At 41.8% G+C, this 22,515-nt stretch carries 22 protein-coding genes and 1 riboswitch; of the genes, 3 read left to right on the top strand and 19 right to left on the bottom strand.

The genetic code is table 11. The features are described from left to right. Positions 1-2: 2 nt before the first annotated feature. The 17 genes from BLR65_RS00645 to BLR65_RS00565 all read right to left on the bottom strand — a co-directional run bounded on the left by BLR65_RS00645 (position 3) and on the right by BLR65_RS00565 (position 15,739). Positions 3-455 (bottom strand): cell division protein SepF, encoded by a 453-nt coding sequence (locus BLR65_RS00645; protein ID WP_093791430.1) that lies wholly within the window; start codon positions 453-455, stop codon positions 3-5. A gap of 20 nt (positions 456-475) precedes the next feature. Beyond that, entirely contained in the window at positions 476-1,147 is a 672-nt protein-coding gene (locus BLR65_RS00640; protein ID WP_093791428.1) for a YggS family pyridoxal phosphate-dependent enzyme, read from the bottom strand. Between the two features lie 171 nt (positions 1,148-1,318). Further along, complete coding sequence (locus tag BLR65_RS00635) at positions 1,319-2,482, bottom strand: ABC transporter substrate-binding protein (protein WP_093791426.1); 1,164 nt, start codon at positions 2,480-2,482, stop codon at positions 1,319-1,321. A 269-nt stretch (positions 2,483-2,751) separates the two neighbouring features. Beyond that, on the bottom strand, positions 2,752-3,900 hold the full coding sequence (locus BLR65_RS00630) for an NAD(P)/FAD-dependent oxidoreductase (protein WP_093791424.1): 1,149 nt from the start codon (positions 3,898-3,900) through the stop codon (positions 2,752-2,754). Beyond that, positions 3,893-4,168 carry a (2Fe-2S)-binding protein gene (locus tag BLR65_RS00625; RefSeq protein ID WP_093791422.1) on the bottom strand — a complete coding sequence of 92 codons (276 nt, stop codon included), beginning with the start codon at positions 4,166-4,168 and terminating at the stop codon, positions 3,893-3,895. Before BLR65_RS00625 ends, BLR65_RS00630 begins: the two co-directional genes overlap by 8 nt. Positions 4,169-4,171: 3 nt before the next feature. Continuing rightward, positions 4,172-4,660 (bottom strand): 4Fe-4S dicluster domain-containing protein, encoded by a 489-nt coding sequence (locus BLR65_RS00620; RefSeq protein WP_093791420.1) that lies wholly within the window; start codon positions 4,658-4,660, stop codon positions 4,172-4,174. Then, complete coding sequence (locus BLR65_RS00615) at positions 4,653-5,759, bottom strand: NAD(P)/FAD-dependent oxidoreductase (protein WP_093791418.1); 1,107 nt, start codon at positions 5,757-5,759, stop codon at positions 4,653-4,655. Before BLR65_RS00615 ends, BLR65_RS00620 begins: the two co-directional genes overlap by 8 nt. Continuing rightward, positions 5,756-6,061, bottom strand: a complete 306-nt coding sequence (locus BLR65_RS00610) for a (2Fe-2S)-binding protein (RefSeq protein WP_093791416.1) — start codon at positions 6,059-6,061, stop codon at positions 5,756-5,758. The genes BLR65_RS00615 and BLR65_RS00610 overlap by 4 nt, the downstream gene beginning before the upstream one ends. A 163-nt stretch (positions 6,062-6,224) precedes the next feature. Continuing rightward, positions 6,225-7,970 carry a sigma 54-interacting transcriptional regulator gene (locus BLR65_RS00605; protein ID WP_245692260.1) on the bottom strand — a complete coding sequence of 582 codons (1,746 nt, stop codon included), beginning with the start codon at positions 7,968-7,970 and terminating at the stop codon, positions 6,225-6,227. 163 nt (positions 7,971-8,133) lie between these two features. Continuing rightward, a complete protein-coding gene (gene pgeF, locus BLR65_RS00600; protein WP_093791414.1) occupies positions 8,134-8,949 on the bottom strand; it encodes a peptidoglycan editing factor PgeF in 816 nt (271 codons plus the stop codon). 142 nt (positions 8,950-9,091) lie between these two features. Continuing rightward, positions 9,092-11,173 carry an elongation factor G gene (fusA, locus tag BLR65_RS00595; RefSeq protein ID WP_093791412.1) on the bottom strand — a complete coding sequence of 694 codons (2,082 nt, stop codon included), beginning with the start codon at positions 11,171-11,173 and terminating at the stop codon, positions 9,092-9,094. Positions 11,174-11,656: 483 nt separating this feature from the next. After that, positions 11,657-11,866, bottom strand: coding sequence for an FmdB family zinc ribbon protein (locus BLR65_RS00590; RefSeq protein ID WP_093791410.1), 210 nt, complete (start codon positions 11,864-11,866; stop codon positions 11,657-11,659). A 16-nt stretch (positions 11,867-11,882) separates the two neighbouring features. Beyond that, positions 11,883-12,401 carry a cob(I)yrinic acid a,c-diamide adenosyltransferase gene (locus tag BLR65_RS00585; RefSeq protein WP_093791408.1) on the bottom strand — a complete coding sequence of 173 codons (519 nt, stop codon included), beginning with the start codon at positions 12,399-12,401 and terminating at the stop codon, positions 11,883-11,885. Then, positions 12,394-12,834: a nucleoside-diphosphate kinase gene (ndk, locus tag BLR65_RS00580; RefSeq protein WP_093792000.1), complete on the bottom strand. Its 441-nt coding sequence runs from the start codon at positions 12,832-12,834 to the stop codon at positions 12,394-12,396. Before ndk ends, BLR65_RS00585 begins: the two co-directional genes overlap by 8 nt. Positions 12,835-13,011: 177 nt before the next feature. Then, a complete protein-coding gene (htpX, locus tag BLR65_RS00575) occupies positions 13,012-13,878 on the bottom strand; it encodes a zinc metalloprotease HtpX (RefSeq protein ID WP_093791406.1) in 867 nt (288 codons plus the stop codon). A 137-nt stretch (positions 13,879-14,015) separates the two neighbouring features. Next, the gene (locus BLR65_RS00570; RefSeq protein ID WP_093791404.1) at positions 14,016-14,456 is read right to left on the bottom strand and encodes a type II toxin-antitoxin system RatA family toxin; all 441 of its coding nucleotides are present in this window, start codon (positions 14,454-14,456) and stop codon (positions 14,016-14,018) included. Positions 14,457-14,482: 26 nt separating this feature from the next. Further along, on the bottom strand, positions 14,483-15,739 hold the full coding sequence (locus BLR65_RS00565; RefSeq protein WP_093791402.1) for an aminotransferase class III-fold pyridoxal phosphate-dependent enzyme: 1,257 nt from the start codon (positions 15,737-15,739) through the stop codon (positions 14,483-14,485). A 193-nt stretch (positions 15,740-15,932) separates the two neighbouring features. On the opposite strand from BLR65_RS00565, the gene BLR65_RS00560 reads away from it, so the two are divergent. The 3 genes from BLR65_RS00560 to BLR65_RS00550 all read left to right on the top strand — a co-directional run bounded on the left by BLR65_RS00560 (position 15,933) and on the right by BLR65_RS00550 (position 21,686). Continuing rightward, positions 15,933-17,201 carry a DNA recombination protein RmuC gene (locus BLR65_RS00560; RefSeq protein ID WP_093791400.1) on the top strand — a complete coding sequence of 423 codons (1,269 nt, stop codon included), beginning with the start codon at positions 15,933-15,935 and terminating at the stop codon, positions 17,199-17,201. A 217-nt stretch (positions 17,202-17,418) separates the two neighbouring features. After that, a complete protein-coding gene (gene htpG, locus BLR65_RS00555; protein WP_093791398.1) occupies positions 17,419-19,380 on the top strand; it encodes a molecular chaperone HtpG in 1,962 nt (653 codons plus the stop codon). Positions 19,381-19,445: 65 nt separating this feature from the next. Beyond that, positions 19,446-21,686, top strand: a complete 2,241-nt coding sequence (locus tag BLR65_RS00550; protein WP_093791396.1) for a HelD family protein — start codon at positions 19,446-19,448, stop codon at positions 21,684-21,686. A 38-nt stretch (positions 21,687-21,724) separates the two neighbouring features. Here the strand turns inward: BLR65_RS00550 and BLR65_RS00545 are convergent, their stop codons facing one another. Together BLR65_RS00545 and BLR65_RS31270 are read right to left on the bottom strand one after the other, a co-directional pair. Further along, positions 21,725-22,096 (bottom strand): HsmA family protein, encoded by a 372-nt coding sequence (locus tag BLR65_RS00545; protein ID WP_093791394.1) that lies wholly within the window; start codon positions 22,094-22,096, stop codon positions 21,725-21,727. Between the two features lie 139 nt (positions 22,097-22,235). Beyond that, positions 22,236-22,361 carry a hypothetical protein gene (locus BLR65_RS31270; RefSeq protein WP_281241468.1) on the bottom strand — a complete coding sequence of 42 codons (126 nt, stop codon included), beginning with the start codon at positions 22,359-22,361 and terminating at the stop codon, positions 22,236-22,238. A gap of 47 nt (positions 22,362-22,408) precedes the next feature. Continuing rightward, positions 22,409-22,495: riboswitch (cyclic di-GMP riboswitch) on the bottom strand. Positions 22,496-22,515: the final 20 nt, after the last annotated feature.

Raw genomic sequence — 22,515 nt, 5'->3', positions numbered from 1 at the left:
TTTTATTTATTTCCCCAAGGTATAAATGTCTTATCACTGACATCTTCCCGTGGGCTATAGGCAACATCAACATTGCTGGGAGCACATAGAAAAATATTATTGCCTACTTTTTGAATTTGACCGTTTAAAGCGTAAGTAGTACCACTGATGAAATCAATCATGCGTTTGGAAATATCGGGATCAGTGCTTTCCAGGTTAACGACAACCGGTTTGCGATTTTTTAGATAATCGGCAATATGTTGAGCATCATCAAATGAAAAAGGTTCAACGACCATAACCTTAACTTGTTTAGCTTGCGGCTGACTATTATTATTCGGGGCTATCGGCAATGATACTACATTACTATTTCTTTGCTTGTTTTTTGATTCAGGTTCCTCTAATTTTGGACGCTCATCCTCTTGCTCTGATGGTTCGAACAGACCAAGACTGCCCCAAACCTTTTCCATGAACTTCATACCTTACTCTCTCCTCCTTATTATTGACGCGAACCAAATATTCCAGTGCCAATACGCACTAAGTTTGCTCCTTCTTCAATAGCCACCATATAATCATTTGTCATCCCCATGGATAACCACTTGATATCAGTATTGGCAAGATTCAGCCCCTTTAATTCGCCAAACAACTGATAAAGTTCTTTAAACACAGGACGTACTGTCTCGGGATTTTCGCTAAAAGGTGCAATCGTCATCAAACCGCAAAGCCTGACATTTTCCAGATTGTTGATAAATTTTGCTAACGGTAGAGCTTGATTAACGGAAATACCATATTTGCTGTCTTCATCCGCGACATTAACCTGTACAAGCACCTCTTGCCGTTTACCTAAAGTACCGGCAATTTTATCAATTTCTACAGCTAACCGTTCACTGTCGACTGAGTGAATCAGATCGATCAGCGGGACAATCTGGCGGACTTTATTGGTTTGTAAATGACCTATTAGATGCCATTCTACCGGTTTTGCCGCCCGGACGGTAACTTCCGGATATTTTGCGAGTGTCTCCTGAACGCGGTTTTCACCTACGGCCACTACCCCGGCAGCAATTGCTTCCAGCATTGCGGAAACGCTGTGATTTTTCGTAACGGCTACAAGTTTAACCTTGTTAGCGAATATTTTATTTTCAATTTCAGCAATATTTTGCGCTATAGACATGGCAAACCCTCCATTTTAGTAGATATTCGCCCACAAACAGAATTTTCCTCTAAAAATCACATATATTATTGTATCTTTTTACATAAAAACTATAAGAGACACCCTCTGGTTTTCTGCTACTAAAAAAATCACCGTCCAGTCTAAGCCGGACGGTGATTTTTTAGGCTACAATTACGGTTTTATAGTTTCTTTGTAAACTTGTTTACCATCTTTCATTTCGATGATTACTGCACTTCTGATAGCATCATGGTTAGGACTTAAATCCATATCACCGCTCAAACTTTTGAATCCTTTGGTTGCCACAAGTGCCTCGCGGATTTTTGCTGCATCGGTGCTGTTAGCGCGTTTAATGGCGTCTACCAGTAAGTAGGCGGCATCATAGCCCATAGCTGACATGGCATCAGGAGTTTGTCCATATTCTTTCTTGTATGCTTCAACAAATGCTCTTGAAGCGGGGTTAGTATCTTCAACAGAATAAAGGTTAGTGAAATAAGTATTGTTCAGAGCTTGAGGACCACCAATTTCGGGCAGTTTGGGAGAGTCCCAGCCGTCGCTGCCGAGAACAGGTACCATGATACCCATTTCACGAGCTTGTTTTACTATCTTGCCTACTTCCTCATAATAAGCAGGAATATAGAGTATATCAGGATTTTGAGCTTTAATCTTGGTTAGGATGGCCTTAAAGTCTTGGTCTTTTTGCAAAAATGCCTCTTCAGCTATAATTTGGCCGCCGCCTTTAGTAAAGGCATCTTTAAAGAATTGGGTCAAGCCTTTGCTATAGTCGCTAGAATTATCAATCATAATCGCGGCTTTTTTGACCTTTAAACTATTAAGTGCAAAATTGGCACCAACCGTACCTTGGAACGGATCAATAAAACAGGCGCGGAAGACAAAATCTTTTACCTTACCGGATTTCTCATCAAGGGTAACTTTGGGATTGGTAGTTGCTGCCGCTACGAACGGAATTTTATTCGCTTCAGCTACAGTCGATCCGGCGATACCATTAGAGCTTACAGTAAAGCCGGTTACTGCAACTACTTTGTCCTGATTTATTACTTTGGTCATAGCATTTGTTGACTCTGAAGGCTCCCCTTTGTTGTCCGCAACTATTAACTGAATTTGTTTGCCAAGAACACCACCCTTAGCATTGATTTCTTTGAAAGCCAGCTTTGCTCCATTGGCTGCCGCAGTACCAAAAGAAGCAGTATTGCCTGTCAATTCATACACTACGCCAATTTTGAGATCCTTGCTGCCGGAATCACCACAGCCTGACACTAAACCGACCAGCATTACCAGCATTGTCAATAAAACTGCCAATTTAAACCCTTTACTCATAAATTCCTCTCCTCTCTTAGTTTACCTGGTTTTATATGATTCATCAAAATTTAGATCTATCACCCCCGACGGCTATATTGTTGCTAAAGCAATGAATAAAAAAAGCTTTTTGAGGAAAAATGTTTCCTCAAAAAGCATCTTTGCTTAACATATTAAATACTTTTGTTTCCTTACAATAAACATTGTATTACAGAAAATAAAAATAAGCAAGAATAATTTTAGATTATTTTTAAGTTTTTTTACTGTCATTGTTTATGTGACAAACAAATTTAAACAACCGATGGCTCTATATATAATTGATTGAGAGCAAAACGCTCAGCACTAAACATAGTAATTGGGATATCTGTAGGTGATCCCATAATCGTTTGCGCCATAAGCTTGCCCACTATAGGTGAAATCATAAAGCCGTGTCCGCTAAAACCGGCAGCAATATAGAACCCTTTCAATGCGGAATCTTCGCCTAAAATAGGTGTTCGGTCAGGACACATATCATAGAGACCTGCCCACTGTCTAATAACATTAAGATTCTTTAACGGCGGTAAAATTTTCGTAATGCGCCTTGCCATTTCCGGAAGAAATGACAAGCTTGATTTGATGGTAAAGGTCTCTGGTTCATTGGGATGACCGATACCCATAATAAAGCTGCCGTGTGGAGTTTGCTGACAATAAAGATTGTGGTAAAAACACATAACCATCGGCATATGCATAGGTTCAACCGGTTCGGTGACGAGGATTTCATGCCGCTCCGGGAAGATCGGTAACTCTACACCAGCCATGCGGCCTACTACTTTGGCATAGCCGCCAGCCGCATTGATTACGGTGTTTGTGTCAATATCACCTTTTGTGGTATGAACTGTTGTAATTTTACCGGACTTAACGGTTATATCCGTAACTTCCGTATAAGTATAAAATTCTACCCCCAACCGGCGTGCCGCTTTAGCGTACAAACTGGTTACCTTAAACGGATTAGCATGCCCATCCTTGCCACAAAATGTGGCTCCCAGGAGACCTTCTATGTTTAATTGGGGAACAATTTCTTTTGCCTCAGACGGTGTGGTCCATCTGGCTGGAATGTCAAGAGAATTTTGCAAAACAAGATTTTTCTTGAACTGATCTACCATTTTATCGGTATAGGCCAGCAGTAAATAACCACTTTGATTAAACTCAATATCGTCTTTTTCTTCGAGGATAGCCGGCAAGTTTTCCAGGATCTTAACACTTTCGCGAGAGAGCAGACAATTTGTCTTGCTTCCCCATTGCATCCGGACACCGGCACCACAGCGGCCTGTTGCCCCGCTGGCCAAATAGGCGCGTTCAATGACAGCCACTTTTCCGGCTCCGGCTTTAGCGAGATTGTAGGCTATAGAACAACCGACAACACCGCCGCCAATAATAACAATATCTGCCTGCTTAATCATGATTGTCACCCCTGGCTAGAGCACCTAACGATATGGGGGCAGTCGGCGGCCGGAACGTCGGTAAGGCAACATCGCCGACATTACTTTTTAGCGTTTTGGCCAGTTCTTGCGCAATAAGCGGGGTACAAGTCCGCCCCTGGCAAGGACCCATGCCGCACCGACATTCGCGTTTTAGTTCTTCTATGGTATGTTTTCCTTGTTTGATAAGTTCTTGAATCTCTTCAAGGGTAATGTCTTCACAACGACAGATAATAACAGGCTCAGTCATGGTTTAGCCCTCCTTTCGCAGGGCGATGCCCCGCACTTCCATAATTAATGCTTTGGGGACAGATACCCATACCACATTTGTCTTGTTTTTATTTTGTTGTACCCGCACAATTTCGGCGGCAGCGACTGCTTTCCCCTGACGGTTCAAGGCATCCACGGTTTCACCGGTCGCAGGCAACGGCCAATATTCGTACGGCAATTTAATCAAAGCCGTATCCGGGGCATAAGCATAGTCAATAACAAAAATGGATAGACCGGGACAATGTGTTATACAAATACCACAGCCATTGCATTTGCTTTCATCAAGTACCGGGCGCTCATTGATATCAGCACCAATAGAAATCGCCCCTTGCGGACAAGCATCAACGCAGGGATTACAAGGAATATTTTGAAAACATTCAAAGATTGCGATCGGCCCCTTGTTTAAACGTTCCATAACTGGCAAAACAGCACTAATTTTATCGGTAGTCGGTATCCCTGTTTGTTCAAGCATTTTGCATCACCTCCGCTTGACTGCTGATTGTTGCCTTAGCAAGGCCGAAACGTATTTTATTACTGATATCTCCAGCTCGAAGGACAGTCAATTGGTTTTTAAGTTCGCTATAATTTTCTTGCTGGGAAGATGTCAACAGTCCGATACCGGCAGCAGCAGCCATTCCGGCTAATTTACCTTCGACCATGGCCGCCGAGGCTTCTTCAACGCCGGCTACGTCACCGGCAACATAGATATCAGGCTGGGTAGTCTGTAATGTATCGTCGCGTAATGGCACATAACCGCCCAGTTCCGGCACATAGAGCATTTGACAGCCAGCTTGCCACAATAGCTCGGCAAGCGGTGTAAGCCCGACGGCCAGGCAGAGTCCGTCAATCCTAAGGTCAAACTCAGTACCGGCGATTGGCTGCCAATTTTTATCAAGCCGATATATGGTTGCTTTGTTTAGGGCAGGTGAGCCATAAGCAGCTTTTATACTATGAGAAGTATAGATGGGAATACCGGCCCGGCGGATTTTGGCGGCATGAACCAGGTAACCGCCAATTGTCGGGGCTGCTTCCACAATGCCCGCAACTTCTACGCCGGCCTGTAGCAGTTGATACGCTACTATTAGGCCGATATTGCCTGCGCCTATCATTAATAATCGCTTGCCAGGCATAACGCCATAAACGTTCATCAAAGTTTGGACTGCACCGGCGCCGTAAACGCCAGGTAGGTCGTTACCCGGAAAAGCCAATGTTTTTTCAGAGGCACCGGTAGCAACAATGATCTTCTTTGCCTGTACTGTAGCATAATTGCCCTGACGGTTGACGGTCAGAACTTTTTCTTCCTGGTAATATCCCAATACAGTGGCATTTGTCCAGGTGGTAACATTTTTATTGCTTAGTGTTTTTTCTATTAGCATAGCGGCAATAGTTACACCGCGTTCACCGGCGAATTGGCTTTTAGAACCAAAAAATTTGTGTGTTTGTTTGATGAGTTGCCCGCCTAAATTGGCGGCACGCTCAATTAAAAGCACCGAAGCTCCCTGACTGCCGGCTTGAATAGCTGCCATTAAGCCTGCAGGGCCGGCACCGATAACTGCAATATCTATTTTCATGGCAGTTTACCTCTTCCCACTTGAGTTTCTACCCTCATACCTTCAACGAGTGGTTCAACACATACCCGCACATTTGGCATCCCGTTAACAGTCATTAAGCAGGATGAACAATTGCCGATTGCGCAGAACAATCCTCGCGGCCGATTCAGTTCGTGACTATGTTTAAGCACTGTGATACCGGCGGCATGCAGCGCGGCAACAATAGGTTCACCAGCATAACCTTCAAGTGACTGGCCATTGAAGCTGAATGAGACTTTTTCTTTTGGGGGAAACTCTAAAATTGGATGATTAGTAATTCGCATAACTGCACCTCCTTGTCTATTTAAACAGCAAGAAGTGTGCCAATATAAATAGCGACGAAAATTTCATTGAGAAAACCAGTAAATAGGATTGCTCTTAAAAAAAACGCCTCCTCTGGCTGAGGAGGCGCAAATCATAAATGTGTCAAGTTTTTGACGCTGTCGTCTATTTATTGACATTAATATCTTCCAAGTTAAATTGGTGCATTTTATAATACAAGGTACTGCGGGGAATGCCCAGTTTTTTCGCTGCCATTGCTTTATTGAAGTTAACTTCCTTCAAGGTTTGCTCAATAAGTAAACGTTCCAGGGTTGATAATTCCGGAATGGTTTTTAGTTTGGCGTTTTCGGGTAATTTGTCAATAGGCTTGCCGTGATGCCCATTAGTAAGAAAATTAGGCGGCAAATTAGCTGTTGTTAAGCTGTCACCATCGGTAAGAATGACCAGACGCTCCAGAATATTATTAAGTTCACGGACATTTCCCGGCCAGTCGTGTTCTAAAAAAACGGCCATAAGCGCCGGATCCACTTTGTTAATTACAGCTTCCTGGTTAGAGTTGGCGGTAAAGTTTTTGAGCTTGCGGTATACTAATTCGGGAATATCTTCCCGTCTGTCACGCAGCGGAGGTAAATATAAGGTGACAACATTCAGGCGGTAGTATAAATCCTCTCGAAAATCGCCAGTAACTATCATTTCTTCCAGGTCACGATGGGTAGCCGAAATAATTCGCACATCTACTTGTATTGGTTTTTCACCGCCTACCCGATAAAAACTTTTTTCTTGGAGAACTCTGAGTAATTTTACCTGCATCTCTTTCGGCATTTCACCAATTTCATCGAGAAATACGGTACCGCCGTCAGCAAGTTCAATCAGGCCTACCTTTCCTTTTTTGTCAGCGCCTGTAAAAGCTCCGGACTGATAGCCAAAAAGTTCACTTTCAAATAAATTGGCAGGAATGGCCCCGCAGTTAATTTCCATGAATTTACCTTGACGGCCACTGGCCGTATGTACAGCCCTGGCAAATACTTCCTTGCCTGTACCGCTTTCACCTCTGATAAGTAGTGGCGCATTGGTAGCTGCTACTCGTCTGGCCATGCTCACGGCGGTTACTATGCCTGGGCTGTGGCCGGAAACATTGGCAAATGCATCGGTTCCGGCGTTGATTTTATCAATTTGGCTTTCCAGGGACTGCACTTTGCGGCTAGTTCGCGTGAGTTCCTGATTCAGTGTTACCACTTCGGTAATATCGCGTTCGGCACTAACTCCGCCAACAACCTCGCTTTTTAGGAAAATGGGGGCGGCATTAATAAGTACATGGGTACTTGAACAAGGTTTATGATATTGATCTTTGACAACGAGCTGCTCAGCAAGCGCCTTTTTCACCAGCAAATTTGTAAAAAAATTATCAATCCGGTTGCCTAAAATACTATCAGCGGCAATGCCATATAGTCTCTCGGCGCGTTTATTCCATACTACGACTTTATTATTCGGATCAATAATACATACCGATTCACCAACCGTATCTAAAACAGCTGTCATACGTGCCTGCTGAAGATGGTATTGGGTAAGCAGTGCATCAATTAATGATTCAGGAGTACTGATCCCTACTATTTTTTGATCATCTTCAAACAAAACAGGTGTTCGCAGCAGATTTGCCGGGTAATTTTCCACTATGTCATCTAAACAGGAGGCTGAAGTAATTACAGCATCAAAATTAGCAATATCTTGGGCACATTGACCGGTACGGCTGAGGTCGTTTAACGTAATATAGCCCCAGTTGCTCTCTGCTCTTATAATAATGGCGCTTTGTTCATTATTCGCGATAACATTAGCCACGTCAGCAAGTACGGTTGATGGATCCATTACGATAACATTGGTAATAATAATGTCTTTTATGCATAATGGGAGCATGCTGTCATACCTCCTTATAGTCAAAAAGACGCTATCTTCCCAAAGGAAATACAGCGTCTTTGCTTAGTGTCAATTATTTGACGTTTATTCTATTATAGCTTGCTAAAGTGTTAATTTCAAGAAATAAATAGCATTTAAAAACTACATATGTTTACAAAAATTACTATAAGGAGATAATGGCGCCAATTCGCCCGGTATTGCCTTTCTCGGCACGATGGGAAAAGAATAGGGCCGTATTGTCGGCTGTGCATATTTGGCTAACTGTAATATTATTGTCTCTGATACCAATTTCGTTAAGTTGTTGACGATTGGCTTCCCACAAATTTAGTTGCCAGCGATTTTCACCTGTTGGCTTTACCAGTCTGTCCCAATGGTCAAACTCCACACTCAGCTTATTAATTACGGCTTCATCGACTTCATAGCAGCAAGGTCTGATTGACGGCCCAATTCCTACCAGGCAGTCTGACGGGTTTGTATGAAACTGACGCTGCATAGCGAATATAGTTTTTTGCGCAATTTTGGCAACCGTACCTTTCCAGCCAGCGTGGCTTATGCCAATGGCTTTGGCTACCGGGTCAACAATAAGTACCGGTACACAGTCAGCAAAAAACAACATTAACGGCAGACCCGGTTCATTGGTGATAAGCGCATCGGTACCTTTTATCGCTTCATCATAGTGTTGGGCACCGCGCCCGGCATCTGTTGCGGTAACTCGATAGATGGAATCACCGTGTATTTGTTCGGCAGTGACTACTTTCTCTGCGGTCAAGCCCACGGCTTGACAAAATAACTGTCTGTTATGCCAAACAACTTCAGCATCATCACCAGTATGCAGTCCCAGGTTTAGGCTGGCAAAAGGAGAAGCGCTATGGCCTCCCAGACGAGTAGATATGCCATGTTTGATGCCTAACGCCGCAAAGCTGGTAAATGTTCCATACCAAACTTTATTTATAGCTTGTTGCAAAACGAATTTGCTCATAATAATCCTCCGAAAATTAATGATATAATTCATGTTACTCATATTTTACCGCAATATGGCGGCTGTAGCAAAATTTCCATGAAAAAAGCCCTGGCAGATGTCCAAACTCCCTACCAAGGCTTACTCTTCCTTATATCTTATATTAGGACTCTTCTACTTTATCTTTCTTGGCATTGGCAATGATTGATTCGGCAATACGCGCCGGTACGTCTTCATAATGAGAAAAAGTCATATCAAAGGAACCGCGTCCTTGGGTTATGGATCTAAGATCAATACTGTAGCGGAACATTTCCGCCAATGGTACTTGCGCTTTTACTTTTCCAAGTCCGTCACCAATGGGCTCCATACCTTGAATTCGTCCACGCTTGGTATTAAGATCCCCAATGACATCACCCATATAGGGTTCTGGGACAACAACTTCTATAGAATAGATTGGCTCAAGCAAAACGGGTTTGGCTTGTAAAACGCCTTTACGCAATGCCATGGCGCTGGCAATTTTAAAAGCCATCTCCGATGAATCGACTGTGTGATATGAGCCATCAGTTAAGGTTACTTTGACATCAACCATGGGATAGCCGGCAAGTATGCCACCGGTTAAAGCTTCTTTTACGCCTTTTTCAACAGCGGGAATATACTGACGTGGTACGGCACCGCCAAAAATTGAATCAACGAACTCAAAATCCTTACCAGGAGCGAGTGGTTCCAGTTGCAGCCAGACATGACCATACTGTCCATGTCCCCCGCTTTGCTTTTTGTGTTTGCCTTCTACTTTGGCTGAACCGCGAATAGTCTCACGGTAAGGCACTTTTGGTGTAGCCAGCAGGGTTTCAACGCCGAACTTTCTTTTCATACGTTCAGCTATAATATCCAAATGCAGTTCACCCATACCGGAAATAAGCAATTGATGGGTTTCCACATCCTTACGGACTTTGAAGGTTGGATCTTCGTCCATGAGACGGGCTAACGCCTGCCCAATCTTATCTTCGTCACCTTTATTCTTGGCTTCAACCGTGCGGGTAAACATCGGTTTGGGATAAGCAATCTGTTCAAATAAAATGGGATTATCTTTGTCGCAGAGAGAATCACCGGTAGCGGTTTCCTGCAGCTTCGCTACAACGACAATATCGCCGGCGTTTGCATTCGTGATTGGATCTTGATGTTTGCCTTTTAGCGTAAAGATCGTCCCAATACGTTCAGCTTTTTGTTTAGTGGCGTTATAGAGAGTAGTATCCGGTTTCATACTGCCGGAAAACAGACGAATATAACTTAAGCGGCCAACGAAGGGGTCGGCGGTTGTTTTAAAGACCATAGCGGAAAAAGGATCGGTACTATTTCTTTCAACAGGATCATTACTCACAGGGTGATAACCCAAAACCGAAGTAGCATCCGAGGCTGGCAGGTAAGTAACAATGGAGTCAAGCACCTGTTTTACACCAATATTTTTAAGAGCTGATCCACAGAAGACCGGAAATACTTTGGCTTGGGCAATACCGGCTAATAAACCGTTTTTTATTTCGTCATCGCTTAATTCTTCTCCTTCAAGATATTTAGTTAAAAGCTCATCATTGCCTTCCGCGGCTGCTTCAATAAGTGCCATTCTTGCTTCTTCGGCTTTATCTGACATATCTGCCGGAATATCGGCTTGCGTATATTCCTTACCTGTTTTGTCAGGTAGGTAGGCTTTCATGTTGAGTATATTAACAATACCTTTGAAGTTATCCTCAGCGCCGATCGGCAATTGAACCGGGACAACGCCATTGCCGAATTTTTCCTTCATACTTTCGACAACACTATAAAAGTCAGCGTTTTCCCGGTCCATTTTGTTGATAAATCCGATACGCGGCATACCTAATTCAGAAGCATATTTCCATACTTTTTCGGTTTCTACCTCCACGCCAGCAGCGGCGCACAGCACAATGAGCGCACTATCAACAGCCCGTAGAGCGCCCTTAACTTCAGCAACGAAATCAGCATAGCCCGGGGTATCGACAAAATTTATTTTGTAATCGCGCCACTCGCAAGGCGCTAAAGCCGTACTAATTGTTACCTTACGTTTGACTTCTTCCGGTTCAAAGTCAGTTGTCGCCGAACCATCATCAACACGTCCTAAACGGTTAACCGCGCCAGAATTAAATAACATGGCTTCTGTCAAGGATGTTTTACCGGCTCCGCCGTGGGCTACAATTCCAACATTTCTTAACTTGTCGCTCTTGTACTCTTTCATGGCTAGTCCCCTCCTGTTGTGGTCTGCTTAAATTCCCTACTGACATATGATTAGAATAATTCTCTGTTTACTACAAATATTCCTGCTTTTCAGTCAACTTTGTTTAAGTTAAAATGATCAATTTTTCTAGTTTTTATTCCATATTTATAAATTTTTTCCATTTAATTATATTGGAAAAATAAAACAAAATAAAGAAAGAAAAATCCCCCTGTACATACAAAAAGAGCTACTGCCTGACAATAGCTCTTTTTGTATGTACAGATTGTCTATCCTTTTATGAACATACGCATCAATTTACGCAGCGGTCCCGGCAGTGACATCACATAAAAATGAAAATTCATAGTGCTCGCCCCCCATTGAACTATATCGATAGTTTATGCAACCTTACGTTATCAATATAGTTTATGCGGATTGAGCAAAGTTGTGCAATATCTATCTTTCTTTTAGCGCAAAAGGTTTTTTTATAGGAAATGGCGCCCAATGCTATTTACAGCCACTGCAACCACTGCAACTTTTGCCTGAGCATTCGCTGCTATCGCCTCCGGAACGACCATGACTGCTAATAAGAGAAATTACTTTTTTAACATCAGTCTGCTTGCACGCGGGACAGGTAACAGTTCCCTGCCAGCTAATACGGCATAATTGTTCAAACTTCTCACCACATTCATTGCAGATAAAATTATAAATCGGCATAATTCATCACCTTTAACTATTTACTCTCTGCTTCATAACGAGATAACACAAAACATAAGTCTGACAGACGATTTAGGCTGATTAACAAGTCGTCCGTCACGTTGTTATCGGCTTTCTGTTCTTTCAGACGTAAGGTCTGACGTTCTGCCCGCCTTGTAACTGTTCGGGCCAAATCAAGTGCTGCTGCGCCCGGTGTTTCACCCGGAATAATGAAATTTTTTAGTGGGGGCAGTTTACTATCAAATTCATCAATTATTTGCTCAAGAGTTGTTACATGTCCGGCTGTTACATAATGCTCCTTATCACCGCCGGTACTGGCTAAATCGGCCATAATTGACATTAACAAATTCTGAAGTTTGAGTATGGTATCTTTGACTTCCGTCTTAGTACAATGGGCACGGGCTAACCCTAACGCGGAGTTTATTTCGTCAACAGTACCGTAGGCTTCTACGCGGGCACTTGTCTTACTGACCCGTTCGCCGGTGAGGAGACTAGTTGTTCCTTTATCACCGGTTTTAGTATAAACTTTACTCATAACAATCCTCCCAATCATATTGAATAATTTCCTGCTTAGTAAAATAAATAGCGATTTCCCGGGTTGCATTGGCTGCACTGTCGGAACCATGCACAATATTATATGACATAATTGTTGCATAGTCGCCGCGGATAGTTCCGGGTAACGCCTCTACCGGATTGGTTGACCCCATCATGGTTCTGACAACTTTGACGGCATTTGGTCCGGAAAGTACCATGGCGACCAATGGACCTGAAGTAATAAACTTGACTAGCGACGGATAAAATGGTTTGCCTCTATGTTCAGCATAATGATTAGCCGCCATATCCGGCGTCAATTGCAGTAATTTGAGTGCGGAAATCAATAGCCCTCTGCGCTCAAATCGATGGATAATTTCTCCGCAAAGTTTTCGTTGTACGGCATCAGGTTTTAGCAGTACTAACGTACTTTCGATGTTACTATTCATAGTGTTGGACTCCTTCACAAATAGCCATAGATTAAAAGCTAGTATATTTTTTCCATATCTACTACGCTATATCCTGCAAAAGGATTATTTTAGGTAAAAATTCTAAAAAAAATAAAAAGCCACTGGGCAGTTAAAGCTGCCAGTGACTTTTAGGAAGAAAAGAAGCTATCGCAGTTTTTTTGCCTGTTCTTCTAATTTAGCTACCCTATCAGCAGTTGAAGGATGGGTACTGAACAAGTTGGTAATCATGCCGCCAGCGCCACTAAATGGATTCACAATGAAAAGATGCGAAGTGGCCGGAGTAGCTTCAGGCATAACCTTATGTTGCGCAAAATATTCAATTTTTTTAAGGGCGCTGGCCAAAGCCAACGGATTGCCGGATACAGAGCCACCTGTTTCATCAGCGAGATACTCACGTGAACGGGAAACGCCAAGCTGGATAAGGGTTGCGGCCAGCGGCGCCAGTACTACCAGAAAAACAAACTCCACAATACCGCTAATACCGCCTTCTTCATCATCGTTGCGGCCGAACCCAAAAATTGCTGTCCACTGGGCAATGTTGGCAATCATCGTGATTACGCCGGCTATACTGGCGACAACTGTACTAATCAGTGTGTCACGATTTTTAACATGAGCCAGTTCATGCGCGAGAACACCTTCCAATTCTTCATAATTAAGCGTGCGCATAATAGCCGTAGTAACCGCTACGGCGGCATGCTCAGGATCACGGCCGGTGGCAAAGGCATTCGGGACATCCGTGTTTATAATATAAACTTTGGGCATCGGTAATTTGGCTTTTTGAGCGAGGTTACTTACCATGCGGACTAGATCTGGTGCATCTTGTGGTGTAACCTCTTGCGCGCCATACATATTCAGCACAATTTTATCACTAAACCAGTAGCTGGCAAAGTTCATTAAAATCGAAATAACAAACATGAACGTCATGCCTTTAGTGCCGCCAAAAAAAGCACCAACTGCAATGAGCAAACCCGTTAATGCAGCAAGTAAAACTGTAGTTTTAAGCGTGTTCATAAGACACCTCCATATTGTATTTTTTATAGTAATCTGGTCTTAAGCACCCACGCTAGCTAAAGATGACATCGCCCCTCCATTTCTTTTTTGAGTCTACTATAATTATAAGTGATTAACTCAGAATTAACAACAAGCATTTACGCTGGATTTTCCATGCGTTCTTTGATGGCAGTCAACATATTCATACTGTTGTCCCGTACCTTCTTTTTTAGAATCGGATTGAGCAATCCCGCGATCATCGGAATTCCAAATTCAAAATCAACTGTTAATTTAATTTCTGTGCCACCGTCAAGCGGCGTTAATATCCAATCTCCTTCAAATTTTTTTAAATCGCCTTCGATTTGCTTATAATGAATATGCAGGTTGGCTTCATCAAAAGTGTCAAGTTCTGTCCATTTGATAATGCGGCCATCTACATTGGATACCCATTTTGTTATTGTTGTATTATCCTTTCGTTCCATCACTTCTACACTAACTAAATCAGCCATAAACTCAGGATATTTTTCCATATCTCTCAAAATGGGAAAAATTTGTCCACGGTCGGCCTTTACAGGCAGAGTAACTTCCACATATGGCATATTATTTCCTCCCGTCTTAGTAATAATTATAGATCTTCCAACATAGCCTGCGCCTTTTCTAAAGCACCGGACAGCGCAGTAATGACATAATCAATCTGCGATTGTTCAATGGTAAGTGGTGGTTCAATGCGAATGACTTTAGGATTATTAAGAGTGTAGGCAATAAGCACACCCTTGTCAATCATTTCAGCCAAAAGCAGTCCGCCAATACCTTCCTTCGTCAATTCTATCCCCAGCATAAGCCCTTTACCGCGAACTTGAGCTATTACCTCAGGATACGTCTCTGCTAGTTTTATTAATTTGCCCATAAAATACCGGCCGCTTTGTTCCGCTCGTTTGCTTAAGTTTTCCTCACGTATGACGCCAATAGCAGCAATAGCAGCAGCACACGCCAAAGGATTGCCGCCGAAAGTTGAAGTATGCAGAAAAGGACTGGTAATATACTTGTCCCATACCTTGGGCCGGGCAGTAAAAGCTCCAATCGGTATAACGCCGCCACCAAGCGCTTTTGCTGTTGTTATAATATCAGGCACCACTTCGTAATGGTCAACGGCAAACATCTTGCCAGTGCGGCCCAGGCCGGTCTGAACTTCATCACAAATTAGCAGGGCGCCCGTCTTATCACAGATTTCACGTACTGCCGGTAAATATGCATCAGGAGGAACAATGATTCCACCTTCCCCTTGAATAGGTTCAATAATGACGGCTGCTGTTTCCTCATCCACAGCATGATATACTGCATCGATGTCGCCGAATGCCACATGACTAAAGCCGGCGAGCAGCGGCTGGAAAGGTTCCCGGAACATGTCGCGCCCGGTCGCACTTAAGGCACCTAGTGTTTTACCATGAAACGAGTTCACCGTAGCAAGGATTTTGTTCCGGCCGGTATGCACCCGTGCCAGTTTAAGGCTGCCTTCCACTGCTTCGGCACCGCTGTTGACAAAGAAGCTATACTGTAGGTCACCTGGCGTTATTTCTGCCATAAGTTCTGCCAAATCAGCCATGGGTTTATCAAATAACACTTTGCTGGACAAAGGCATGAAATCCAATTGGCGCTTAACCGCTGCGACCACTTTGGGATGACGGTGTCCCAGACTGAATACGCCATAGCCGCCCAGACAATCAATATATTCCTTACCCATAATGTCCCGGATCACATTGCCTTCAGCTTCCCATTCGATAGTGGACAGCCCCATGAACCGGAACAGTTTAGCCATTGCCGGGTTAATATAGTGTTCGTATTTATCAATTGTCTGGGTTATCAATTGTTCCTTGTTAGACATATAGACCAAGCCTCCTACGCAAAATTGATGCCACTATTATCCAATCTAACAGGGCATTATTTTCTATTAATAACAAAAAAACTCCTTCTTTATTCAATTATAATTAGAATTAGGTGCAAATTCTGTCTGATAAAGGATTTGCCAATGTTCTCCTTGAATTAAGATAACAAACAAGTAATGGACGGTGGAATTGATGAATGACATAATTACAATAATCAATCTATTATTGCTTCTAGGTAACGGCGGGCTCCTCCTATTACTATTAGTCCAAGTGCGTAAAAACGGAAAATCTGATTTAATGCCATTCAAACAACTTATTTATAATCAGGAACGACTGGAAGCTTTATTACGCGATGAGCTTGGGAAAAACCGACAAGAAATAGCTTTTCATTCGAAAATACTTAGGGAAGAGTTAGGCAGCGAATTACATAAATTTACCAATAGCAATGATCAAAGATTTGCCCGTCTTACACAACTTAATGAACAAAAACTTGACAAACTGCGTGAAACCGTTGAAAGAAAACTCACGGAAATTCAGCAGGATAACAGCAAAAAACTTGAGGATATGCGAGCTACAGTCGACGAAAAACTGCATGCTACCCTGGAAAAGCGTTTAGGCGAATCTTTTCAGCTTGTGAGTGAGCGACTGGAGCAAGTGCATAAAGGGTTAGGTGAAATGCAGCAACTGGCATCAGGTGTTGGCGATTTAAAGAAAGTCTTATCTAATGTTAAAACCCGCGGCATTTGGGGAGAAATGCAACTGGCGTCTCTCCTGGAACAGGTACTGACACCCGAGCAATATGCAGCCAATGTGGCAACAAAACGCGGCAGCCAGGACCGGGTAGAATTTGCCGTTAGCCTGCCGGGCAAAGATAGTAATAATAGCACTGTTTGGCTGCCAATTGATGCGAAATTCCCGCAAGAAGACTATCAACGACTGTTAGAGGCCCAGGAGTTAGCAAATAGCGAATTGGCCGCTGCGGCTGCCTCCAGCTTAGAAAGCCGGATTCGCCAGGAAGCTAAGACTATTAGAGAAAAATACATTGATCCTCCCAATACGACCGATTTCGCAATTATGTTTTTGCCTGTTGAGGGATTGTATGCCGAAGTGTTGCGGCGTCCTGGCCTCTGTGAAAGCCTGCAGCGTGAATACCGTATTAACGTTACCGGGCCAACAACTTTAGCTGCCTTGTTAAACAGTCTGCAAATGGGCTTTCGTACGTTGGCAATTGAAAAGCATTCCAGCGAAGTCTGGAGACTTCTGGGGGCTGTTAAGACTGAGTTTGGTAAATTTGGTGACGTTCTAACCAAAACGAAGGAAAAATTGGAGCAAGCCAGCAAACAAATTGATTCTGCTGCCGTTCGGACCAGGGCTATTGAACGGAAACTCAAGGCGGTTGAACAGTTACCCCCGGCTGAATCTGTTCGGATTTTAGGACAATATAATGATGATTCCGAGTAAATCTAAAAGCAAAGACAGTTAAGTTGAGAAAAAACATGATATTCCACAAAAACAAGAGATAATTTAGTTGATTGCGGGGATTACACGGTTAATTTCCGTTTTTATATTACTGAATATTTGATTTTGCCGTTTATTTTCGGTATTATTTAAATAGATATTAGCACTCGCTTTATAAGAGTGCTAACAAATGAAATTATTGTTAATATTGGAGGTACCTATGGTTCAAGAAGCAAGCGGCAAACAAATAAGAGAATTCCAGGCTGAAACTAAACAGTTACTGGATCTGATGGTTCATTCAATTTATACAAACCGTGAGATTTTTCTGCGGGAACTTATTTCTAATGCTTCAGATGCTATTGATAAAATTCGCTTTGAAGCTCTGACTAATCATGAACTGCTTGAGAATAATTCAGATTTTGAAATTTTTATTCTTCCTGATGAAAAGACCAACACGCTCACTATCTCTGACAATGGTATGGGTATGACTTATGACGAAGTTGTAGAAAATATCGGCACAATCGCTAAGTCAGGCACCAAAGCTTTTCTTGATAAACTAAAGACTGCCGGTTCTGTGGCCGATACGGAATTAATCGGCCAGTTCGGCGTTGGCTTCTATTCGGCTTTCATGGTTGCTGAAAAGGTGACACTGCTTACCCGTGCTCCCGGACAATCAAAAGGTATTAAATGGGAATCAAACGGTGACGGTACTTATACAATTGAAGAATGTGACAAAGACGCACGGGGCACTACGATTATTTTGAACCTTAAAGAAGAATACCGTTCTTCCGAACATCCTGAGGAAAATTTTCTTAACCGGTATATTCTGCAAAATTTAGTAAAAAAATATTCCGACTATATCCGTTATCCAATCAAAATGAACTTTATAAAAGATGAAAAACCACTGGACGCTGAGGGGAAAGTAATTGAAGATGCTCCAGCTACTCAGACAGTCGAGGTTCGTACCCTTAATTCCATGGCTCCCCTTTGGACTAAAAATAAAAATGATATTACCCAGGAAGAATATCATCAGTTATACAAAAATCTCTTTCACGACTGGGAAGACCCTTTAGAAATTATTCATTCCAAAGTGGAGGGCGTAGTAGAATATACAAGCCTCCTCTACCTTCCCGCTCATGCGCCTTTTGATTTTTATCAAAAAGAGTCAATGACCGGTATCCGCCTCTATTCAAAGAATGTGTTTATTATGGATAATTGCCAGGAATTGTTGCCGGATTATTTACGCTTTGTTCGCGGTTTAGTCGATTCACCTGATTTTTCTCTTAATATATCCCGCGAATTACTGCAACAAAGCCAGCAATTAAAGCGGGTTGGTAAAAATCTTGAAAAAAGCATTCTAAAAACCCTGGAAAATATGCTAAGCAAAGATCGTCCTAAATATGAGAAATTCTGGCAAGAATATGGAAGAGCCATTAAAACCGGAATCTATTCTGATTTTCAAAATCGAGATAAACTAAAAGATTTATTGTTATTCGCTTCTTCCAACTCCCCTGAAGGATTAACCACTTTGGAAGCTTATACGGAGCGTATGCCGGAAAATCAAAAAGTGATTTACTATGCAACAGGTAAAGATCGTTCGGCAGTTGAACGCTTGCCACAAATGGAATTACTTCGTGAAAAAGGCATTGAAGTTCTGTATTTGTTTGATCGCGTTGACGAGTTTGCGATTGACGCCTTGCATGAATATAAAGAGAAAAAGTTTCAATCAGTCAGTCGCGGCAGCTTAGAACTTGATAACATTGAATCACCTGAGGATAAAAAAAATAAAGAAGAAAAAACGAAAGAGAATGAACCTCTGATTAAGGCCATCAAGGATCAACTCAATGGCAAAGTAGCTGATGTTACAATCAGTAACCGTTTGAAGTCCAGCGCTGTATGCTTGGTTAGCGACGATTCAGGTATTAGTCTTTCAATGGAACAGATTTTGTCTGAAATGAACAAAACTATGTATAAAGCTAAACGGATTCTAGAAATTAATCCCGATCATGAAATATTTACGGTGTTAAAAAATTTATACCAAACTGATCCAACCTCCGAATCCTTTAAAGACTACTGTGATTTATTATACGGCCAGGCATTATTAATGGAAGGAATAACTCCGGACGATCCCATTAGCTTCGCTAGTAAAGTGGCCCGCCTAATGGCTCGCAGCGCTCAATAACAACAAGCGCCTATCATTGTTGGTAGGCGCTTGTATTTACTATTGAAGAAATATGGGGAGGAAGCATGAATAAGCAGGAACAACAATTTGAAATTGCCAGACTGGCGGAAACACGGCAAGAGATAGAAGCACAAATTAAAATGAGCGAGCAAACGTCCTCCAACCACCAGCATTCTCTCCACTCTACCCTGAAAGAATATTGGAAGTCAGGCGCTGGCAGCTCGATAGACGAGGCACAATTTATCGAGACGATGAACCGGCAGCGTTTACTATCTTCTCATCTTAACCAGACTTCAGACCGATTGCGGAAAATGCTAAATTCCCCATATTTTGGCCGTATTGATTTTACTGAGGCTGGCTATAGCAAAACGGAAAAAATCTATATTGGAATTGGCAATCTAGGTAACAGTATTAGTGGCGATTTTATGGTTTATGACTGGCGTGCGCCGGTATCAAGTATGTTTTATGATTATGGACGGGGTCAAGCCGCTTATCGTTGTCCTGCGGGAACAATATCAGGTACAATTTCGCTTAAACGTCAATATAAAATTGTTAACGCTCATATCGAATATATGTTTGATTCCGATTTGAAAATTGATGATGAAATTCTGCAACAACTATTAGGGAAAAGTGCTGACGATAAGATGCATACCATTGTTAACAGTATACAGCATGAACAAAACCAAGTAATTCGTGATCAGACCCATAAAATTTTATTTGTTGAGGGCCCGGCAGGATGCGGTAAAACATCGGTAGCTCTGCATCGAATCGCCTTTTTGTTGTATCATGAGCGTCAAAAGTTAACAGCAAGGAATGTACTGATTCTTTCACCTAATCATATATTTAGCGATTACATCTCCAATGTTTTACCTGAAATTGGCGAAGAAAATGTAGTGCAAATGACGTTTCAGGATTATGTGACTCAATCCATTACCAATCATTCGCTGCAGACTGAAACGCGTAAGAATTATTTTGAAAAAATGCTGTCGGCTCACCCCAACAAGGTGCGGGCATCTGCCATAAAATTTAAATCGTCAAAAGAGTTCAGGGAGGCTTTGATAAAATATCTTAACTGGCTTGCATCAGACTGGATAAATACACATCCGGCTATCATAATCCGCGGAAAAACTTTTTTTCGTCAAGATGAATGGCGGCATTATTATACGGATAGTTTTAGCAAGATGCCGCCTGCTCTCCGCTTAGAAAAAATAAGAATCATTATTCAAAACCGCATGCGCGACTTTGTTCATACTATTCGCGAGGAAAAAGCAAGAGAGATTTCTGACCGTGGTGAGGAAATCAATGAAAAGGTAATAAAAGCATTGGCTAGGATTCAAGCAAGGGATGAATTAAAACCAATTACCGATAAAATTGAGAAACTAACTACATTAGACGCCGAAGTTGAGTATAAAAACTTATTTACGGATAATAGACTATTTCAAAAAACCGGAATTTCTCTTCCAGTTGAATGGGGGTTAATCAAAAAGCGAACATGTAAGTCTCTAAATAATAGATGGCTACCCTATGAGGATATCGGACCATTTTTGTATTTCCAGGGTGTATTGCATGGTTTTGCAATTAATACTGCTATTAAGCATGTCGTAATTGACGAAGCACAGGATTATACCGCTTTTCAATATCAAATTCTTGCTCACATGTTCCCTAACAGTTCTTGGACGATTGTTGGTGATCCTATGCAAGCCGTGCAGCCATTTTTAACATCCTCCTCTTTTGTCGAAGCCGGCCAAATACTTAATAACCTAGAAACGCCACTGTTTTTCCGCTTGCACAAAAGTTATCGTTCAACAAAGGAAATACAGGCTTTTTGTCAAGCACTGCTGCCAGATATATCGACAGGACAATCGATTAACCGCCCTGGTTCGCTGCCTGTTGTTAGTCATGTAAATCCATTGAAATTAGATGCAGTGCTTGCTCGTGCTATAAATTCTTTTTTTTACCAAGGATGGCATTCTGTTGCCATAATTACAAAGAACGCTTCAGAAGCTGAAACCGTATATCGTAAGCTTATAAAATCCGTTAGCCCTAACCTTGTCATTGAAGAGAATGATAAGTTTCATCATGGTGTCGTTGTCATTCCTTCTTATTTGGCTAAAGGATTAGAATTTGATGCTGTATTAGTGTTTAATGCCAACGCTCAGAATTACTATCAAAAATCTGATCGCCACATACTTTATACTATCTGCACCCGGGCACTACATCGTCTGCATCTCTTTTATACAGATAATCCTTCCCCTTTTTTAGAACAGGTTTGTAAAAATCTATATGAAACAGTTAATACCTTATAATATAATAAATAGCTGCCTTCTGGCAGCTATTTATTATATTATTGTGTTTTAAAAAAACTGAATATCAGCCCTGAGATCATAGGGATTAGCCAAATTAGCCATACGAAGATACTTAGTTTATGAAAATTTACTTTGAGATGATTATTGTCTGAGTGTAGTACATATGTTGCCCATATTGTGTGAACGAACATAAGAAGTATAGCCAATAAACCAGTTAATCCATGAAAGTCTGCTTGAAATCTCCCTGCAATCTTGCTCATTGCGGTAGTACCGATACTATCAGAAGCTAAGCCCATCCAAAAAAACATTACGTGCCACCATTTTAAAATGTTCTGAGTTTTTTCAGCCAATACAGCCAGAGTATAAAAAAGACCTGCTAAACTGATAAAACTAATTGCGATAATTAACATTTACGAATCCCCCAGCATCTTTTACTAGCATATTATACTAAAATATTTTTTGTCTGAAATTCTGAATATTATTATAGCTAAAATTAAAATTTTTTTACTTCTATTTTACCAGCAATTAGCTTATTTTGCAGAAAAAACATTATTTTTTTGACAATAACTCTTCTAATTCTTTTATAAATTGAGGTAATTCCTCCAACAATTCTTTTAATTCCTCGTCAGTCAAATCAGGATAATTAAAATTACTATTATCAGCTGTATCCCCCATCCTAACACCCCCAAATTAATCAATAAAAAATTGCCAGATTACACAATTAGTGCAACCTGGCAATCATAGATTTTTTCATCGTTAGACCCACGGCTTTGCGTCCCTTCCTTTCAGAAGGTTTGCTTAAATTTATTTAGTTTTGATAGTATTATTG

This window comes from Sporomusa acidovorans, from assembly GCF_900101845.1.
Taxonomy (GTDB): Bacteria; Bacillota; Negativicutes; order Sporomusales; family Sporomusaceae; genus Sporomusa; species Sporomusa acidovorans.
Note: the sequence above shows the minus strand (reverse complement) of the source record. Positions and strands in the feature narration are given on the sequence as shown.

Coding starts and splice junctions, on each gene's coding strand:
- pgeF (WP_093791414.1), bottom strand. CDS start 8,949: ATGAGCAAATTCGTTTTGCAACAAGCTATAAATAAAGTTTGGTATGGA.
- BLR65_RS00605 (WP_245692260.1), bottom strand. CDS start 7,970: ATGCTCCCATTATGCATAAAAGACATTATTATTACCAATGTTATCGTA.
- BLR65_RS00590 (WP_093791410.1), bottom strand. CDS start 11,866: ATGCCGATTTATAATTTTATCTGCAATGAATGTGGTGAGAAGTTTGAA.
- BLR65_RS00550 (WP_093791396.1), top strand. CDS start 19,446: ATGAATAAGCAGGAACAACAATTTGAAATTGCCAGACTGGCGGAAACA.
- fusA (WP_093791412.1), bottom strand. CDS start 11,173: ATGAAAGAGTACAAGAGCGACAAGTTAAGAAATGTTGGAATTGTAGCC.
- BLR65_RS00645 (WP_093791430.1), bottom strand. CDS start 455: ATGAAGTTCATGGAAAAGGTTTGGGGCAGTCTTGGTCTGTTCGAACCA.
- BLR65_RS00640 (WP_093791428.1), bottom strand. CDS start 1,147: ATGTCTATAGCGCAAAATATTGCTGAAATTGAAAATAAAATATTCGCT.
- BLR65_RS00585 (WP_093791408.1), bottom strand. CDS start 12,401: ATGAGTAAAGTTTATACTAAAACCGGTGATAAAGGAACAACTAGTCTC.
- BLR65_RS00615 (WP_093791418.1), bottom strand. CDS start 5,759: ATGAAAATAGATATTGCAGTTATCGGTGCCGGCCCTGCAGGCTTAATG.
- BLR65_RS00625 (WP_093791422.1), bottom strand. CDS start 4,168: ATGACTGAGCCTGTTATTATCTGTCGTTGTGAAGACATTACCCTTGAA.
- BLR65_RS00630 (WP_093791424.1), bottom strand. CDS start 3,900: ATGATTAAGCAGGCAGATATTGTTATTATTGGCGGCGGTGTTGTCGGT.
- BLR65_RS00570 (WP_093791404.1), bottom strand. CDS start 14,456: ATGCCATATGTGGAAGTTACTCTGCCTGTAAAGGCCGACCGTGGACAA.
- BLR65_RS31270 (WP_281241468.1), bottom strand. CDS start 22,361: ATGGGGGATACAGCTGATAATAGTAATTTTAATTATCCTGATTTGACT.
- BLR65_RS00610 (WP_093791416.1), bottom strand. CDS start 6,061: ATGCGAATTACTAATCATCCAATTTTAGAGTTTCCCCCAAAAGAAAAA.
- BLR65_RS00560 (WP_093791400.1), top strand. CDS start 15,933: ATGAATGACATAATTACAATAATCAATCTATTATTGCTTCTAGGTAAC.
- BLR65_RS00620 (WP_093791420.1), bottom strand. CDS start 4,660: ATGCTTGAACAAACAGGGATACCGACTACCGATAAAATTAGTGCTGTT.
- htpG (WP_093791398.1), top strand. CDS start 17,419: ATGGTTCAAGAAGCAAGCGGCAAACAAATAAGAGAATTCCAGGCTGAA.
- BLR65_RS00545 (WP_093791394.1), bottom strand. CDS start 22,096: ATGTTAATTATCGCAATTAGTTTTATCAGTTTAGCAGGTCTTTTTTAT.
- htpX (WP_093791406.1), bottom strand. CDS start 13,878: ATGAACACGCTTAAAACTACAGTTTTACTTGCTGCATTAACGGGTTTG.
- BLR65_RS00565 (WP_093791402.1), bottom strand. CDS start 15,739: ATGTCTAACAAGGAACAATTGATAACCCAGACAATTGATAAATACGAA.
- BLR65_RS00635 (WP_093791426.1), bottom strand. CDS start 2,482: ATGAGTAAAGGGTTTAAATTGGCAGTTTTATTGACAATGCTGGTAATG.